This is a genomic window from Fictibacillus sp. 23RED33 (assembly GCF_015903925.1).
Lineage (GTDB): Bacteria > Bacillota > Bacilli > Bacillales > Fictibacillaceae > Fictibacillus > Fictibacillus phosphorivorans.
On record NZ_JACZDX010000004.1, the window covers coordinates 226,216 to 243,901 of the forward strand.

Sequence of the window (17,686 nt, forward strand, 5' to 3'; positions counted from 1 at the left end):
CCATCTCTCACCATTTAAAAAATTAACAATGGTCCACCCATTGTTCGCTCCAGTCTTGAATGGCATTGATGATTGTTTTTAAAGAATTACCTTTATCCGTCAGTGAATACTCAATTCGCACAGGCGTCTCTGGGTAAACGTTACGTTTCACAATTCCCACAGACTCTAATTCCTTCATCCGTTCTGTAAGCATACGATCGCTCATTTCGGGAATCTGGGACTTGATGTCTTTAAACCGTTTAGGGCCATCCATCAAAACGCGAATGATGAGTCCTGTCCATTTTTTGCCGATAATATCCATGGCTACTTCGTACTTCGGACACATCGTGCTATAATCCATTATCATTCACCTCAATCTATATGAAAAAACGATGCTTTTTCTACAGTCTATATTTGCCTCCTATTATACGGTTTAAACTTACTTTTGTAAAGTTTATAACTTTTTAACGCTTTAAAGCTTTGAGGTATTATTTTTAAAATCAACTTCTTGATAGTAAGAATGCTTTACAAGCACGTTCGGTCCTAAACATTGCACAGCTGGGCAATGACAGCTTAGTTCTTTAGCAAGTTCTGATTGGTTCCATGCTTCATAAGCATCAAGCAAGCTCGTGTCTTTAATGTTCCCGAGAGCAGGAGCATCCCCAAAGTCTGTAACAATAATATTGCCATCAAACAGGTTGATGTTTAACCTCGATCTTCCATCAGGGTCATTACGCACTGTAACATTTTCTTCTGTTTGAAGTCTTCTGATCAATCTCAGATCCTCTTCGTTTTCAGAGCAAGCATAAAAGGGTAGGGTCCCAAATAGCATCCAAGTATTCTTATCACGAATATCAAGTAGATGATGAATACTTTCACGCATTTCTTCTAAAGAGATGGTTTCCAATGTGCTAGCAAAGTCACTCGGATACATAGGGTGAATCTCGTGGCGCTGACAGCCCATCTCAAGAACGTGTTTATGTATCTCTTCTAAGTAGGGCAACGTCTTCTTATTTAACATCGTTTCAGCAGATACCATCACACCAGCTTTTGTTAAAGCTTGTGCGTTTTCAACTAAGCGGGTGAAATACGCTTGGCGTTGTTCAACAGATGGTTTCTTTTCCATCATCGCAAAACCAGTATCAGAAAATTCCTCCACCGTTCCCCAGTTATGGGAAATGTGAAGCACATCCAAATACGGAATAATTTTTTCGTAGCGTGCTAAATCTAAAGTTAAATTTGAGTTGATCTGAGTGCGTGCACCACGTTCTCTTGCGTATTTTAAAAGTGGCACAACGTAATTATTTACTGATTTTAAGGAAAGCATCGGCTCACCGCCAGTAATACTGAATGCTCTTAATTGAGGGATCTCATCGAGTCTTTTGATGACAAGGTCAAGTGGAAGAGGCTCAGGGTCTTTTGTTTGCAGCGTGTATCCGACAGCGCAGTGTGCACAACGCATGTTGCACAATGTGGTTGTCGTTATTTCTATATTGGATAGCTGAAGTTTATTATGTTCACTCATATCTAAATAAGCTTCCCACGGATCATTCTTTGGGGTAATCGCTTTTAATTCGGTTTTTAACACCATCATACATCTCCTTTGCGACCATAAATGGACAGTATCTATCTTAACCGAAGCCTCATTAAAGAAAAAGGATAATATTCTGTTGGCAAAATCGGTTGACCTTGTTAAAGTAGAAGGGATGGAAAGGAGAGATCAACATGGGTAACTCTATTCAGGATAAATCCTCTCAAAAAGAATATATTAAAAATCGTATTGACTTATTAGTTGATGTTTTAGATTCTATAGATGCTGAAACAGCAGGAATTGAAGAGATCGACCGAATCATCGGAATGCTGGACGACTTAGAAGAAAAGTGCAAACAGTTCCGTCACGATTGGGAAGAAAAATAAGCTCGAAAACCGTTTCTTTATTAGAGAGACGGTTTTTTTTGTTATAATGAACTCATTAATAATTTGATTACGCTTACAATAGCAAGTCACAAAGGGGTAGTGAAGAGATGGAGAAATTTCAAGAAAGCATGTACAAGCTGATTGTTGAAACATCAACGAAATTGCCAAAAGACGTTCGCCGTGCCATTCTTGCAGCTAAGCTAAAAGAAAATGCCGGAACACGTGCTGCGATGTCTTTAGATACGATTACAGATAATATCTTAAAAGCAGATGAAAATGTCTCGCCGATCTGTCAGGATACGGGACTTCCTACTTTTAAAATTAAAGTTCCTGTAGGAGCGAACCAGATTAAGATGAAAAAAGCCATCCGTCAAGCGATCGCGGATGCAACAAAAGACACGAAACTTCGTCCGAATTCAGTTGATTCGATCACTGGAGACAACAGTGGAGACAACTTAGGAGACGGGACGCCTGTTATTAAATTTGAGCAGTGGGAAGAAGATTACATCGATGCTCGTCTGATCTTAAAAGGCGGCGGTTGTGAGAACAAAAACATTCAATATAGCCTTCCTGCTGAATTAGAAGGCTTAGGACGAGCGGGACGTGATCTAGACGGTATTCGTAAATGTATCATGCACTCCGTTTACCAAGCTCAAGGCCAAGGCTGTAGTGCCGGCTTTATCGGTGTTGGTATCGGTGGCGACCGTACATCAGGTTATGAGCTTGCTAAAGAGATGCTATTCCGTTCGGTAGATGACGTTAATCCGAACGAAAATCTTCGTAAACTTGAAGAGTATGTGATGGAGAACGCGAATAAGCTCGGTATCGGTACGATGGGCTTTGGCGGTGAAACGACATTGCTAGGCTGTAAAGTTGGTGTGATCAATCGTATTCCAGCGAGTTTCTTTGTATCAGTAGCTTATAACTGCTGGGCTTACCGTCGTTTAGGGGTAAAACTTAACGCTGAAACGGGAGAAATTCAAGATTGGTTGTATACAGAAGGTGAAGAAGTGGATTTCACTAAAGCTGAAGAGGAAGCAGCTGCGGCTGTTGAACAGCAAGAAGAGAAGACGAGAAGTGTCACACTTGAAGCTCCTATTACCGAAGAGCAAATCCGTGAGCTAAAAGTCGGAGATGTTGTGACGATCAACGGAATGATGCACACGGGTCGAGATGCTATTCATAAACACTTAATGGATAATCCTGCTCCAATCGATCTAAACGGTCAAATCATCTACCACTGCGGGCCAGTAATGGCAAAAGACGCTGAAGGAAACTGGGTTGTAAAAGCGGCAGGACCGACTACAAGTATTCGTGAGGAGCCTTACCAAGGTGATATTATGAAAAAGTTCGGAATCCGCGCGGTTATTGGTAAAGGTGGAATGGGTCCAAAAACATTAGCAGCTCTTAAAGAACATGGTGGTGTTTATTTAAACGCTATCGGCGGTGCTGCACAATATTACGCAGAGTGCATGGAGAAAGTTGAAGGTGTCGACCTGATGGAATTCGGTGTTCCAGAAGCGATGTGGCACATTCGTGTTAATGGATTTACAGCTGTTGTAACGATGGATTCACATGGAAACAGTCTACACGAGCATGTGGAGAAATCGTCCTTACAGAAGTTAGAGCAGTTTAAAGATCCCGTATTTAAATAAAATGAATGTGTGAGCCACAGTTCTGATATGGAACTGTGGTTTTTTATTTTTACAGCGTGAGATGAATAGGGAGTGTCGAAAAATATCTATATTTGTAGACTCGTGGATAAATCGCAAAAACTTTAGGATTGAGCATAAAAACTTATGGATTGAAACACAAAACTTTAGGATTAGGCATCAAAATTTGTGGATTGAAGCACAAAACTTTAGGATTCACCATATTAACTATCGGATACAAAGCGCCAGGATATTTGGTTTCAACAAATTACACTCGTTTCCTTTATATCCCTAGCATGGTTTTCTACAATTACACCAAAATAAAGGTATAGGTTGTCGCTTGAAGGAGGAAGTTTAATGAAAATCAATCGGCTCCTGTGCCTAATATTGGTTTCAATCATATTTTTTACACAAACGCATGTTATTTATGCTCAAAGAGGCGTATCCAATCAAAGACTGGAATGGTACTTTGAGAAAAAAGGGGAAGAGAAGCCTCCGATTACAGATGCAAGATACATGGAGCTCGTCCATAAATACGATAGCCTTTTTATTGGGGACCCGACCAAAAAAGATATCTATTTAACCTTTGATAACGGATACGAAAACGGTTATACCGATAACGTTTTGGATGTTTTGAAGAGAAAGAAAGTACCTGCAGCCTTTTTTGTAACCGGACAATTTATGAAGACTCACCCTCACCTAATTAAACGAATGGCTGAAGAAGGGCATATTGTTGGGAATCACTCTTATTACCATCCAGATCTTACCCAAGTGTCTGATGCACGTTTGAAGAACGAGCTTGAAAAAGTAAAGCACAGATACACGGAGATAACAGGTAAAACTGATATGAATTATATTCGACCTCCAAGAGGAGTGTTTAGCGAAAGAACGATTATGCTTGCTAAACAAGAAGGCTATACACATGTGTTCTGGTCACTTGCCTTTTTAGATTGGGAAACCAATAAACAGCGTGGTTGGCAATATTCATACAATCAGATCATGAAGCAGATTCATCCAGGTAGCATCATGCTTCTGCATACGGTTTCTAAAGACAATGCAGATGCACTCGAACGCACGATTGAAGCCCTTCAAAAAAGAGGCTACACATTCAAAAGCTTAGACGACTTACAGCTTAAGAAATCTGTGCCAACACCATTATTGTTTAAGTCTTAAAAACACTTTTGCATACTTTGCGAAGGTGTTTCTTTTTGTACTAAAAGGATACAAAAAACGCTTAAACCTTTGCTTTTGAGAAAACAGTGGTTTAAGCGTTCAAGGATTATTTTAAAACAGATAGCTGCACGTCATCGAGATAGATCTCATGTTCGCCTAGTGGTGATCCTAGACTTTTTCCAAAAAGGAACTTTAAAGACAACGTATCTGTATCAGTAGGGGTTATTTTGTACGTATAGGTGGTTTTTTCAGTTCCGATTTCAATGCTCTCAGCAAAATAACGCTTGTACTGTGCGTTCTCTAACGTTACCTCTATGTTGCGAGCGATCTGTGAGGAAACCGAAAAACGTAGTTCGTAATTCAATCCCTTAACTAATTTTAAATTGCCTTGTTCTAAAAGAACGCTCCATGGCTCATTTCCTTCAGAATTGATGTTAATCATGGCTTTGCCTTCCTCACTCATAATTTCAGCGTTAGCATCGTAATGAATGTAGGGGCTCCAAAATGAAAGGCCGGAAAGAAAATCTCCATTTTTTAATGGTTTCATTTCCACATCGTTGTAATCAGGAATGTTGGTTAATTTTTTCAAAACAATATCATCTAAGTAAACATCAGCAGGATTGCCGCCTAAGTAAAAGATTAACTGGCTATTATAATCTGACGTTTCTCCTTCATACGTAAACCTTACCTCGTGCGTATCACTCTTTTTGTTCAGAGTTACTTTAGCTGGTGTTACATAGTACTGTTTGCCGCTTTCATCTAACACACCAATTGCAATGGATCGAGCTCTATCGGCTTTTCCTTTAAAAGTTAAAAGGTATTCATTTCCTTTGATCAATTGGATTCCTTTTTGAACAAGGTATCTATCTGTTTTGTTAGTAGAGTGTCCCTTTAAATCAGCATGAAATTCACGAGATTTCTCGCTAACAACAGCTCTATCTTTTTTGTGTTTGGAAACAAAGTTCCAGTACGTTAATCGATCCATCGCGCCTTGATCGAATGTTCCGTTATAAATGTGGTTACCATCGCGAAGTGGTGGCTTAGAGGCGGACTCATCAATGGGCTCATTTGTAACTTCTTCTACACGCACGTTACCGATCCAAACAGGAACGCTTCCGTTGTTTCCTAGATTGAATTCTAATCGAGCAGCAAGGTCTGTATCGGCAAGCATATCAAAAGTAAAGGAATAACTTGAAAGTGCAGTGCCTAATTTGATATTTTCTTCATTGGAGTATTTACCCCAACCTCGCTCTGCGCCACCGCCAACTTTAACAGTCATTTGTCGATCAGATGCTGCTTTTGCATCAAAGCTAACTTTGTAACGTCCGCTTTTACCGAGTGAAAGAAGTTGGATCGCTTGAACAGAATGTGAAAATGCTCCAGGAACTTGTGGAGTGATCACTGCAAAATTCGTATTATCGATCATTTCTTTATCAGCTGAAGCTTCACCACCAAAGTCGGGAAGGGTAACAAGATTCCAGTAGGATGGATCGAAAGGCTGTTCATTTTGATTGATAAGTGTAAAAGGTCTTTCAAAGTTTCCGTCATAAATCAGGTTTCCATCTTCAAGAGGTTGTTTAGCATCTTCAGGCAGTTCAACAGGTTTTGGAGTAGGTTCCACTGGATCTCGGTAATCGCGGTTTTTCATCTCATATACACGAACATAATCAATCTCCATCTGTTGAGGGAACGTAGTCGTTTCATCAGGATCTCCATCAAACCATCCGCCAACAGCTAGGTTCATGATTAAATAAAAGTTTTGATCGAATGGCGCTGGATACGAGTACTTGATCGGATTATTTTGTCCTTTTGCATACCACTCATTTTGCGTTTGGTACAGTTCACCATCTACATACCATCTGATCTCACCAGGTTCCCATTCGATGGCATATGTGTGCCAAGTATTGATTCCCTCGTTAAAAGGGAATTCAAACTCTTTTCCTGTATACCGATTGTTTGGCCAAGTCTCCCCATAATGGAGCGTGCCAGCTACTTTATTAGGTTTACTTCCCCAAGCTTCCATGATGTCTATTTCCCCTGATGCAGCCCATCCGCCATATCGGTCCTTTTCAGGCAACATCCAAACCGCCGGCCACAATCCTTTACCAGTAGGAGATTTAGCGCGAACCTCATACCGGCCATACGTTTGACTGAATAATCCCTTTGTTTTTAATTTGGCAGACGTATAATCATAAGTACCTGAGTCATCAGTCGTACTTTCTTTTTTAGCACGGATAATCAATTTACCGTCTTTGATAAATGAGTTCTCATCTGAGTTCGTATAATACTGTTTTTCATTGTTTCCCCAGCCTGGTGTAATGAGATTCCCATCTTCATCTTTTATCCAGTTACCGATATCATACGTCCACTTTTTTGGGTCAATTTGAGGTTTGTTAAATTCATCTGACCAAGTAAGAGACCATTTCGCTTTCCCTTTCTTTTTTTGTACTTCTTTATCCACATCGTCATCTGCAGAGGCAGTCCCCCCGCTAGGCATCATTAATAAAGCAGAGAGAGCAAAGGCATAGATTTTTTTCACTGAGCAATATCCTCCTTTATTATAAATACTGAAACGAAAGCGGTTTCGAAAATACAAAAAAATGATAAGCGCTATTTACGAAAGCGCTTTCGTTAAAGCTATTATAGAGATTATAAAAATTCAAGACAATCTGACTTTAGTATTATTTTTATATAAACTCTTTTTTTGATTGAGATTGAAGTTGGTAGAACAAGCAAGTTTCGTCTACAATAAGGAAAGCCACTTTTAGCTAAGAAACGAGTGAAGATATGATGAAGAATACTAAACAAAATAATCCCATTATGAAGATTGGCGAGACAATTCCTTTATCCATTAAACGATTAGGTATCAATGGAGAAGGAATCGGATTTCATGAACGACAAGTTGTATTTGTCCCTGGAGGGATTCCGGGTGAAGAAATGTCGGTTATTATTACAAAAGTCTTTCCAAATCGAGCAGAAGCAAAGATTAAAAAAGTATTTAAAAAGTCAAAGGATAGAGTAACACCACCTTGCCCGATCTATGAGACGTGCGGGGGATGTCAGATTCAGCATATGTCCTATCCAGCGCAACTAAAAGAAAAACGAGATATTGTTGTGCAAGCCTTCGAGCGATACACAAAGATTCATAGGGATAAATTGAATGTGAGAAAAACAATTGGAATGGATGAGCCTTGGGCCTATCGCAACAAGTCTCAGTTTCAGGTGGGTAAGATCGATGATACTATCATTGCTGGTCTTTACAGCAGCAACTCACACAAGCTGATTAACATTGATCATTGTCTCGTACAACACGAAGATACGAATATTGTAACGAATAAAGTGAAACAGATTATTAGAGATCTGAACCTTCCTGTATATGACGAAAAAGAACAAACTGGAAGCATTCGTACGATTGTAGTCAGGACGGCTTTCCGTACAGATGAAATTCAGCTAGTAATCGTAACTGCAACCACTGAGTTGCCGAAAAAAGAACTTTTTATAGAAGAGATCAAGAAAAGACTGCCTCAAGTGACATCTCTTGTTCAAAATGTAAACGAAGAGAAAACTTCGCTTGTATTTGGTGATCAGACGGATGAGATTTACGGAAAAGATACGATTACTGAGCATCTTGGCGATCTTCGTTTTGAGCTATCAGCGCGTGCATTTTTTCAATTGAATCCTGAGCAAACCGTGAGCTTATATAACGAGGTAAAAAGGCAGGCGAACCTTACTGGTAATGAAAAGGTCGTTGATGCATATTGTGGGTCAGGCACGATCGGCATGTGGCTTGCAAAAGATGCCCAAGAAGTGAGAGGGATGGATATTATTAAAGAATCCATCATGGATGCTAGAAAAAATGCTGACAAACATCACATCAAAAATGCTTTTTATGAAACGGGAAAAGCAGAAAAACTTCTCCCGAAATGGGTTAAAGAAGGCTGGCAACCCGACGTTGTAGTGGTGGATCCACCAAGAACGGGGTGTGATCCTGTTTTCTTAGATACAATCATAAAAACAAAACCTAAAAAAATGATTTACGTTTCATGTAATCCGTCAACATTAGCAAAAGATGTCCACATGTTAATAAGTAATGGTTATAAAGTAGAACAAATCACTCCTGTGGATATGTTTCCGCAAACATCACAAGTTGAAGCTGTTTGTACGTTAGTACTGAAATAAGTCAAGATACGAAGGGAATGCTGCTGTGTGAAAACGGAAAAAGAGAAAATGATAGATGGCGAGATGTATCGTCCCGATGATGAGCAGCTTGTAAACGAACGAATTCAAGCAAGAAGACTGACTCGAGAGTACAATGCAACAACAGAAGAGGAAGTGGATAAGCGTACATCTTTAATAAAAAAATTATTCGGATCAACCGGTCAGAATGTTGGAATAGAACCGAACTTTAAATGTGATTATGGCTATAACATTCATGTTGGGGAAAACTTTTATGCCAACTTTGACTGTACCATTTTAGATGTGTGTGAAGTTCGATTTGGAGATAATTGTATGCTGGCACCAGGTGTTCATGTTTATGCGGCTACACATCCATTAGATCCAAGTGAAAGAAATTCGGGTGTAGAGTATGGAAAACCTGTTGAAATTGGAAATAACGTTTGGCTCGGTGGGGGAGTCATTATTAATCCAGGTGTAAAAATTGGAGATAATGTGGTTGTAGCTTCTGGAGCTGTAGTCACCAAAAATGTTCCGGCTAACGTAGTAGTTGGGGGTAACCCAGCAAGAATCATTAAAACGATTGAAATGAAATAATATATTTAAAGCTTAAAAAATTCAGAAATATACACACTATCCACATGTTTTTCCACAGAAAATGTGCATAACTATTGTGTTTTGCACAAATTTGCACACAATAACTATTATGTTAATTTCAAATATCAACATTATCAACAGTGTTGTGGATAACTTTGTCCACAATATATTAAAACCATAAGGATTTCTATACTAAAAAAAGACCTGCTATCCCAGCAGGTCTTTTTTGCACTTAGCGACGACTTTTTTTCTGGCGTCGGTCAGCGGCTTGTGCACGTGCTTGTGCTTCAAGATCGTTTTGATCTGCCAATTCACTTGAGTACTCGACATCAAGTCCTTTGGCTTGAGAAGCTTTAGCATTATTGTGCAATGAGGACTTTCGGTTACGTTTTTCCACACAAATACCTCCTTAAAGATATCACGATGTTTGAAACGTAAAACAAAAGCAATTGAGGAACTTGTCCTCAACTATAGAATGTGCATTTTTCAGCTAAATATTATAGGAAGAATCATCCTTTTAGAAAATCCGTTTCAGATGCTCGCTTTCCACGGGACGTGCCTATGAAGAAAAACTTAGGAATTATCTTCGTTTGTCATTTCTTGTGTCTCTGCCGTTGATTCTGCAGACTTTAATTCCTCTTTATATAGAATTTCTTGTGTTTTTGTTAGATCGTTGTTTCTTTCTTTTGCTTGTTGTTTACGGCTTTCCATAACTTTACCTCCTTAGAAAAAAATAAACACCACTCAATAGGAGTGATGTTCATTAGTATGCGCAGAGTAAGTGTACACATTACCTGTATTAAGCTTCCTTTAACTGTTCTTCCACAATTTCAAGAGGCTGTGATTGAGTACGAAGCATGTGCATGAGATAGTTATCTTTTTCAATCTGATATAGGTTATAGATATCCTGACCTTGGTTTAACTGATCATAAACATCTTTTCTTGTTTCGTTGGCTAACGTCACATAAGGAATTTTTTCAGCTGCTTTTTGTGAACGAATATTTACTTTACGAATACGCATAAAGATTGTGTGGATATCTTTTTCATAAAACAATTCAGAAAAGAAAGCATCTTTTGCTAAAGAATTGTACCCTTTTCCAAAGTAAGGCTGACCAATCCAGGTGCCAAGAAAGCCATAGCCATCTTGGACATCAAATAAATTAATGGTGCCGATTGGATTATGCCACTCATCCAAAATCGTTCTGGAAATAATGTTTCCTTGGTCCTCTTCCTCGATCGTTTGCTTCGTTAGAAATAGAAATTCTTCGAATGAAGCCGCTTTTTGACGCACAAAAGGGAAGACGTCTGGGTGCACCATTAAATTGTAAAGAACATGACTCTCTGATAAATCACGCTTTTTCAACAATTTAATCCCTCCTAGAGGGCAGAAGTATCCCCCACCCTCGAATTAAGAATAAAAATTAATTCGGGGTGGGAATCGAACCCACTAGGACCAGTCATAGCTGGTGGCGCACCAATTGCCTTCCCTTGCTTCAATATTTAATTTATGAAAATAATGTTGTATTTGACTCTTGAGCGACTTTTAAAATGTTCCGGATTCGCTTAATCCGCATGTTGCTCTATTTGTATCATAAGACATTTTTTCAAAAAAGAAAATAGTTATTTTGTAGATTTTTTGTAAATTATTTCACCGTCAATCATGGTCATAACAGGGGTAGCAGAAAAGTGGAACGGATGCTCGGTCCAAAGGGATAAATCTGCATCTTTTCCTGGCTCGATACTGCCTACTCGATCATCTATTCCAAGATTTCTGGCAGGAGCGATGGTGATCCCTTCAAGCGCCTTTTTTTCACTCAAACCTTCCCTTACAGCAATTGCCGCACAAACGTTTAAATACTGTATAGGGATGTAAGGGTGATCGGTCGTAATGGAAACATCAACATTATTTTCAGATAGTATACGATACGTTTCCCATGATTTGTTCTTCAGTTCGATTTTGGACTTTCGTGTCAGAGTAGGACCAACGCTTACTTTCAAGTTCAAGTCTTTAAATGAGTCTGCAATAAGGTGGCCTTCTGTACAGTGTTCAATACGAAAATCTAAGTTGAATTCCTCCGCAAAACGGATAGCCGAAAGAATATCATCTGCACGGTGAGCATGAATGCGAACAGGAATCTCACGGTTTAAAGCAGCTGCGATCGGTGCAACACGCAAATTATCTTGATACGCTGAATCTTTTGCTTGATAGAAGGCTTCACGAAGCATGCCCATAATTCCCATACGAGTGATGGAATCATTATGACGTCCACTATGGATACGTTTTGGATTTTCACCCAACGCGATTTTAAGTCCTGCTGTTTCCTTAATAATCATCTTTCTAATGTCATGACCATGCGTTTTGATAACAGAGGTTGTTCCACCAATAACATTTGCACTTCCGGGCATGATGTGAGCAGTAGTTACTCCAAAACGAACAGCATCTTTAAAGGCGATGTCTAGAGGGTGGCAGCCATCGATCGCACGGATGTGAGGAGTGAGCACCTCGTGCGTCTCGTTAGCATCATTTCCAGCCCAGCCTGTTCCTTCATCATACAAACCTAAATGAGTATGAACATCAATGAATCCTGGTAGAAGATGCAGGTTTTCAGCTTGGATGATCTCCATGTCAGCTGACGGTTCTATGTGTGCTTCGACAGCTGAGATTTTGCCGTTTTCTACTAGAACATCTCCTTGCTGAAGTTCGCTGCTCGTAATCGGATATACTTTTGCTTTTTGGATTAATGTTTTCATAATGTGTCACCTGATAAATTATTTTTATTATCATTGTAACAAATCATGTAAAGCCCCCTTTAAGTGAGGATATGTAAACGTATAGCCTAAGTTTCCCGCTTTTTCAGGAAGGACGTGCTGTCCCTTGAGAATCAACATACTCATCTCTCCAAACATGATTTTAAAAGCTATAGATGGTGCCGGGAGCCAGTGTGGGCGATGCATAACGTCAGCTGTTACTTGACCAAATTCTTTCATCTTAACAGGATGTGGGGAAGTAACATTTACAGGTCCTGAGTATTGTTCATTCTCTATGGCTTCTGTAATGAGTTTTGCTACATCTTCTACGTGCACCCATGAAACCCACTGCTCGCCTGAACCAACCGTACCCCCTGCAAAGAATCGATAGGGAAGGCTTAGCTGGGGAAGTACTCCACCGTCTTTACCTAGTACGAGGCCGAACCGTGTGAAAACCGTTCTGATACCAAGGGATTCTGCTGCTGATGCTTTTGTTTCCCAGGCTTTTACGACTTCGGCTAAAAAGTCAGAGCCATGCTTTGAGGATCTCTCTGTGAACACTTCGGTTTCAGAAGTACCATAATACCCTATGGCAGAAGCGTTAACCCAAACAGAAGGCTTTTGAGGCATCTTCTTAACAAGCTTTAATAATTCTTCTGTCACCTTTAAGCGGCTGTTTAAAATCGATTTTTTCTTTTCATCGGTCCATCTGCCATTTATAGATTCTCCAGCAAGGTTAACAACGGCATCGATCGGAGGCAGGTCAGGTTCATTGCTTCCCATCCATTGCACATATTGAACGCCTTTTTTCTCTGACTGTTTATCTTTTCTTGTCAGAATATAGACTTCATTTCCAAGCGCTGTAAGGTGCTTGGTTAGAAATCCCCCTACAAAGCCAGTGCCTCCGGTTACTAAGATTCTTTTCAAGGTAATCCACCTCTTTCCAATTTATTTATTTAAAAATTATGAATATTTGATATAATTCATCTTGTACATATTATATTACCCTATTAAGGAGGAAAGAAGGCTTATGGAGCTCCAAAGAAATGTGCAAGCAAAAAAGAAGAACCCCTTTTTGAAAGCGCTCTTATGGATTGGGATTGCTTTAGCTGGTGGAATCGCCTTGTCGATCATCGCGCTTCAAAGAGATGAGAAGATCAACGCGATCTGGTTTGTTGTTGCTTCATTGTGTACGTATGCTATTGCATACCGCTTTTATGCAAGATTTATTGCTACAAAAATCTTCAGCCTTAATAAAAACAATGCAACACCTGCAGAAAGGTATGCAGATGGGAAGGATTATGTACCAACTAACAAATGGGTCCTTTATGGACATCATTTTGCAGCGATCGCAGGTGCAGGTCCCCTTGTAGGTCCAACATTAGCGGCACAGATGGGATATCTTCCAGGAACCATCTGGATTATTGTCGGAGCTGTTCTTGCTGGTGCTGTACAAGACTTTGTTATTTTAATTATTTCCATGAGACGTAGAGGTAAATCAATCGGTCAGATTGCAAAGGAAGAAATAGGGCCAGTTGGTGGAATGCTAGCGCTGATCGGTGTTTTTGCTATTATGGTTATTTTAATTGCCGTGCTTGCACTAGTAGTTGTTAACGCACTCAAGTCCAGCCCATGGGGTACATATACGATTGCCATGACCATTCCAATCGCTCTTTTCATGGGTGTTTATATGCGATATTTACGCCCGGGAAGAGTAGGGGAAGCGTCTATAATTGGTTTTGTATTGTTAATATTTGCTTTGGTCAGCGGCCAATGGGTAGCAGACTCACCAACACTAGCACCTCTTTTTACTTTCGATGGTGAGACTTTAGCTTGGATGCTGATTGTTTATGGCTTCCTTGCATCCGTTCTACCTGTTTGGATGCTTCTTGCACCAAGAGACTATTTAAGTACGTTTCTAAAAGTAGGGGTAATCGGAATGATGGCACTCGGTATTCTTATCGTAATGCCTGAGATTCAGATGCCTGCACTTACTAAATTTATTGATGGAACAGGGCCTGTATTCGCAGGGAACCTTTTTCCGTTCTTGTTCATTACGATTGCATGCGGAGCCATCTCTGGTTTCCATGCTCTGATCTCTTCAGGCACATCTCCTAAACTGATTGCGAACGAGCAGCATGCTCCTATGATCGGTTACGCCGGAATGTTAACTGAATCATTTGTTGCGATTATGGCGATGGTAGCGGCAACGCTATTAACTCCAGGGATTTACTTTGCGATCAACTCACCAGGTGCTGCGATCGGAACGGATGTCGCGACCGCTGCTACCACGATATCCTCTTGGGGTTTCACAGTATCAGCAGATGAGATCAATGAGCTCGCTAAAAATGTGGATGAGGAATCGATTCTTTCTCGTACAGGCGGTGCTCCTTCGTTAGCAGTAGGGATCGCCCAAATTTTCTCGCAAGTGATCGGTGGGCCACAATTGATGGCGTTCTGGTACCATTTTGCGATACTATTTGAAGCCGTGTTCATACTAACCACCATAGACGCAGGTACACGGGTAGGCAGGTTTATGTTGCAGGATCTTCTCGGACAAATATATAAGCCGCTTCGAAAAACAGACTCTATGCCGGCTGTATATTTCACGAGTGCGTTAGTCGTTGCAGGCTGGGGTTATTTCTTAGTTGTTGGTGTAACTGATCCGTTAGGCGGAATCAATACACTATGGCCGTTGTTCGGTATCGTTAACCAAATGTTAGCGGCCATCGCACTTATCGTGGCAACAACTGTTATCTTGAAGATGGGCAAGAAGAAGTTCGTATGGGTCACATTAGTTCCCCTTGCTTGGTTGATGATCGTAACGTTCTCAGCTGCTTGGCAAAAGATTTTTTCTGATGTTCCGAAAATTGGTTTCTTGAAACAAGCAGAAGTGATGAAGGAAGCAATAGCGAGCGGCAATTTGCCTGCAACTGTACCTTCCATGGAAGCTGCTAAACAGCTGGTCTTCAACAATACGTTAAACGCGTATTTAACCGCGATTTTTATGTTGCTTATTTTAGGAGTGCTGATTGATGCGATGCGCATCTGGTACAAGGCGGTCAAGAGCGAGAAGCCTTTAGAAACATCAGAAGAGCCGTTTGTACAAACAAAGCTTGGTGATGTATCGTGACATTTCAAGCCGCTTGGCAATGGGTGAAAAACATCTTCCAGATCCTTTTATATATCGGAAAGGGCATCTCAAATCTCCCTGATTATCAAGCATATGTGAAGCACCTAAAAGAAAATCATCCAGAGCGCACACCGCCTACTGAAAAAGAGTTTTTTGCAGAGTTGCTCGAGAATAAATATGGCGCAAATGCAAAACGTTGTTGATAAGCCTTCATAAGTGCAGGTTGCACTTTCACGAAAAAGCATTCTCTCCAAAACGGGGAGGGTGCTTTTTTTATGTCATGAATGGATCAGTGCCCTTTTTGTTAACAAATCCATACAGATACAAATCGATGGTTTGAAGGATGTTTAAACAGTACGAAATCCATAAGATATGGTACACTATTTGGTGAAAGAAGGTGGGTAGATGGCTGTTATAACAAGGATTTCTGCTCAGCAAAAAAACGACGAACGATTCAATATTTTTATACAAAAAGGCCCAAAAGAAGAATTTGCGTTTAGCGTAGACGCAGATGTTTTAATAAAATTTTCACTTCAAAAAGGTATGGAGATCGATGAAGAAGAATGGGAATCCATCATTGAAGAAGATCAATATCGAAAAGCTTTTAATAAAGCTCTTCACTATTTATCTTTTCGAATGCGAACGGCTCATGAGATCGAGGTATATCTAGAAAAGAAGGAAGTTCCTGAAGCCACGATCAAACGTGTTCTGCAAAAACTTTCGGAGTATGATTTTGTGAATGACCAAACATTCGCAAAATCACTCGTAAGAAGCCGTATGAACACATCCTTTAAAGGACCCGGAATGATTCGGCAGGAGCTGAAGAAAAAAGGAATCAGTGATCGTCACACGGAAGAAGCACTTGATCAGTTCAGTTATGACGAACAACTAGAAGCTAGCATTGCGTTTATTCAAAAACAATTTTCAAGCGGAAAGAAACGTTCTGAGAAAGAACAAAAGCAAAGGATTGCTCAGCAGCTTCAGCAAAAAGGCTATATGTGGGATGTTATTGAGATGGCATTTCAAGAAGCGAAGATCAGTCAATCTGCTGAAGATGAAAAAGAAGCCTTGCTGGCGCATGCTCGCAAAGCTCACCAAAAATATAAGAAGTATAGTGGCTTTGAATATGAGTCACGCATGAAGAAATTTCTTTACAGCAAAGGCTTCAATTCCGAAGTGATTTCAGAACTGCTTAACGGGGATGAAATTAACGATCTATAAAGATTTCAGGTCGGTTGTCGTCCTGTTCAACGATTAGTGACGCAACTTGCTCTGGAGACTTTAAACGTGAGCGATCTGCAATATGAGTGGATTCATCCCAGAATGGCGTATCCATTCCACCCATATAGACGGCTGTGGGATAGATATTCGATCCGTCCCATTCCTTTACGAGACTTTCTGTAAATCCTCTAACGGCAAACTTAGAAGCACAATAGACGGATTCATTTACCTTTCCGCGTAAGCCAGCAGTGGAAATGATATTCATGACCTTGCCAAAGCCCTGTTTTTTAAATAACGGGAAAGCAATCTTCGTTGGGAAAATCGTGCCATAAACATTCGTTTCAAGCATTCCTGTAATATCTGTTTTAGATAAGTTTTCAAGAGGCTCGAAAACTCCCATACCTGCATTATTGATCAACAAGTGAACGTTCTCACTTTGAAAGATGGATTGCAATATGGATTCTGTTTGTTCGTAATTCGTAACATCACAAACTTTAAACGATACCTTGTTTTCGCTGTGAGTGAATGATTGAACAGCTTCCTCTAATTTTTTCTCATTACGACCAACGAGATATACGTTGTACGTTTTATTATATTCGCGGGCTAGTGAGAGTCCTAAGCCTGAACCGCCGCCCGTAATAATGACAGTCTTACTCAAAATTATCACTCCTATGTAGTTAATTCTTAAGCATATATAGGGTACAGAAAAGAAAGGAAGTAATCAAATGGAAAAAAGATTCAGCGAGATGACAGAAGTTGAAATTAAAGGCGAAATTGCTTCCCTTCGAGCAAAAGCACAAAAAGCAGAACAAATGGGTATGGTAAGTGAGTACGCAGTTTATGAACGCAAGATCGCGATGGGTAAATGCTATCTGATGGACCCGTCAACGATCGAAAGCGGGAAAGAGTACGGAATTCAAGGGGACCCGGGATCGACTTTTTCTGTGCTGTACCTAAATGGTATTTTTGCCTGGGGTTACAAAAATAAACAAAGTGCACTCGAAGCATTGCCGATTTCAGTTCTTGAATAAAACGTTTTAGCATTTACAATGATGTCTATGGAAGTGGTTGATCTCCGTTTCAGGTGCTCCCT

The 17,686-nt window shown here is 40.2% G+C and carries 18 protein-coding genes; 9 read left to right on the top strand and 9 right to left on the bottom strand.

What is annotated here, in order from left to right:
• Nucleotides 1-22: 22 nt before the first annotated feature.
• Nucleotides 23-340 carry a winged helix-turn-helix transcriptional regulator gene (locus tag IHV09_RS15695; protein WP_066243338.1) on the bottom strand — a complete coding sequence of 106 codons (318 nt, stop codon included), beginning with the start codon at nucleotides 338-340 and terminating at the stop codon, nucleotides 23-25.
• Nucleotides 341-451: 111 nt separating this feature from the next.
• Entirely contained in the window at nucleotides 452-1,570 is a 1,119-nt protein-coding gene (gene yfkAB / locus IHV09_RS15700) for a radical SAM/CxCxxxxC motif protein YfkAB (RefSeq protein ID WP_197192132.1), read from the bottom strand.
• Between the two features lie 134 nt (nucleotides 1,571-1,704).
• Here yfkAB and IHV09_RS15705 point away from each other — a divergent pair, with 134 nt between their 5' ends.
• The 3 genes from IHV09_RS15705 to pdaA all read left to right on the top strand — a co-directional run bounded on the left by IHV09_RS15705 (nucleotide 1,705) and on the right by pdaA (nucleotide 4,721).
• Nucleotides 1,705-1,896 carry an SE1561 family protein gene (locus IHV09_RS15705; protein ID WP_066243343.1) on the top strand — a complete coding sequence of 64 codons (192 nt, stop codon included), beginning with the start codon at nucleotides 1,705-1,707 and terminating at the stop codon, nucleotides 1,894-1,896.
• A 107-nt stretch (nucleotides 1,897-2,003) separates the two neighbouring features.
• Complete coding sequence (locus tag IHV09_RS15710) at nucleotides 2,004-3,551, top strand: fumarate hydratase (RefSeq protein ID WP_144703919.1); 1,548 nt, start codon at nucleotides 2,004-2,006, stop codon at nucleotides 3,549-3,551.
• A 360-nt stretch (nucleotides 3,552-3,911) separates the two neighbouring features.
• Nucleotides 3,912-4,721, top strand: a complete 810-nt coding sequence (gene pdaA / locus IHV09_RS15715) for a delta-lactam-biosynthetic de-N-acetylase (RefSeq protein ID WP_370568992.1) — start codon at nucleotides 3,912-3,914, stop codon at nucleotides 4,719-4,721.
• A gap of 106 nt (nucleotides 4,722-4,827) precedes the next feature.
• Here pdaA and IHV09_RS15720 read toward each other — a convergent pair whose 3' ends face one another.
• Entirely contained in the window at nucleotides 4,828-7,260 is a 2,433-nt protein-coding gene (locus IHV09_RS15720) for a carbohydrate binding domain-containing protein (protein WP_370568989.1), read from the bottom strand.
• A gap of 248 nt (nucleotides 7,261-7,508) precedes the next feature.
• On the opposite strand from IHV09_RS15720, the gene rlmD reads away from it, so the two are divergent.
• Together rlmD and IHV09_RS15730 are read left to right on the top strand one after the other, a co-directional pair.
• Nucleotides 7,509-8,900 (top strand): 23S rRNA (uracil(1939)-C(5))-methyltransferase RlmD, encoded by a 1,392-nt coding sequence (gene rlmD / locus IHV09_RS15725; protein ID WP_370568990.1) that lies wholly within the window; start codon nucleotides 7,509-7,511, stop codon nucleotides 8,898-8,900.
• 27 nt (nucleotides 8,901-8,927) lie between these two features.
• Entirely contained in the window at nucleotides 8,928-9,491 is a 564-nt protein-coding gene (locus IHV09_RS15730) for a maltose acetyltransferase domain-containing protein (protein WP_197264927.1), read from the top strand.
• Between the two features lie 232 nt (nucleotides 9,492-9,723).
• Here IHV09_RS15730 and IHV09_RS15735 read toward each other — a convergent pair whose 3' ends face one another.
• From IHV09_RS15735 to IHV09_RS15755, 5 genes are all read right to left on the bottom strand, one after another.
• Nucleotides 9,724-9,888: a YfhD family protein gene (locus IHV09_RS15735; protein WP_197134017.1), complete on the bottom strand. Its 165-nt coding sequence runs from the start codon at nucleotides 9,886-9,888 to the stop codon at nucleotides 9,724-9,726.
• Nucleotides 9,889-10,064: 176 nt separating this feature from the next.
• The gene (locus tag IHV09_RS15740; protein ID WP_197134020.1) at nucleotides 10,065-10,202 is read right to left on the bottom strand and encodes a hypothetical protein; all 138 of its coding nucleotides are present in this window, start codon (nucleotides 10,200-10,202) and stop codon (nucleotides 10,065-10,067) included.
• An 88-nt stretch (nucleotides 10,203-10,290) separates the two neighbouring features.
• Nucleotides 10,291-10,857, bottom strand: coding sequence for a GNAT family N-acetyltransferase (locus tag IHV09_RS15745; RefSeq protein ID WP_197134023.1), 567 nt, complete (start codon nucleotides 10,855-10,857; stop codon nucleotides 10,291-10,293).
• 254 nt (nucleotides 10,858-11,111) lie between these two features.
• On the bottom strand, nucleotides 11,112-12,242 hold the full coding sequence (locus tag IHV09_RS15750; protein WP_197134026.1) for an amidohydrolase: 1,131 nt from the start codon (nucleotides 12,240-12,242) through the stop codon (nucleotides 11,112-11,114).
• Nucleotides 12,243-12,272: 30 nt separating this feature from the next.
• Nucleotides 12,273-13,166, bottom strand: coding sequence for a TIGR01777 family oxidoreductase (locus IHV09_RS15755; RefSeq protein ID WP_231618343.1), 894 nt, complete (start codon nucleotides 13,164-13,166; stop codon nucleotides 12,273-12,275).
• 103 nt (nucleotides 13,167-13,269) lie between these two features.
• On the opposite strand from IHV09_RS15755, the gene IHV09_RS15760 reads away from it, so the two are divergent.
• The 3 genes from IHV09_RS15760 to recX all read left to right on the top strand — a co-directional run bounded on the left by IHV09_RS15760 (nucleotide 13,270) and on the right by recX (nucleotide 16,593).
• Nucleotides 13,270-15,372 (top strand): carbon starvation CstA family protein, encoded by a 2,103-nt coding sequence (locus IHV09_RS15760; RefSeq protein ID WP_197134029.1) that lies wholly within the window; start codon nucleotides 13,270-13,272, stop codon nucleotides 15,370-15,372.
• Entirely contained in the window at nucleotides 15,369-15,575 is a 207-nt protein-coding gene (locus tag IHV09_RS22835) for a YbdD/YjiX family protein (RefSeq protein WP_197134032.1), read from the top strand. The genes IHV09_RS15760 and IHV09_RS22835 overlap by 4 nt, the downstream gene beginning before the upstream one ends.
• Nucleotides 15,576-15,777: 202 nt before the next feature.
• A complete protein-coding gene (gene recX, locus IHV09_RS15770; protein WP_197264928.1) occupies nucleotides 15,778-16,593 on the top strand; it encodes a recombination regulator RecX in 816 nt (271 codons plus the stop codon).
• Here the strand turns inward: recX and IHV09_RS15775 are convergent.
• Nucleotides 16,580-17,260 (bottom strand): SDR family NAD(P)-dependent oxidoreductase, encoded by a 681-nt coding sequence (locus tag IHV09_RS15775; protein ID WP_370568991.1) that lies wholly within the window; start codon nucleotides 17,258-17,260, stop codon nucleotides 16,580-16,582. The genes recX and IHV09_RS15775 overlap by 14 nt on opposite strands.
• Before the next feature lie 58 nt (nucleotides 17,261-17,318).
• On the opposite strand from IHV09_RS15775, the gene IHV09_RS15780 reads away from it, so the two are divergent.
• Nucleotides 17,319-17,624 carry a YfhH family protein gene (locus tag IHV09_RS15780; protein ID WP_137791576.1) on the top strand — a complete coding sequence of 102 codons (306 nt, stop codon included), beginning with the start codon at nucleotides 17,319-17,321 and terminating at the stop codon, nucleotides 17,622-17,624.
• Nucleotides 17,625-17,686: the final 62 nt, after the last annotated feature.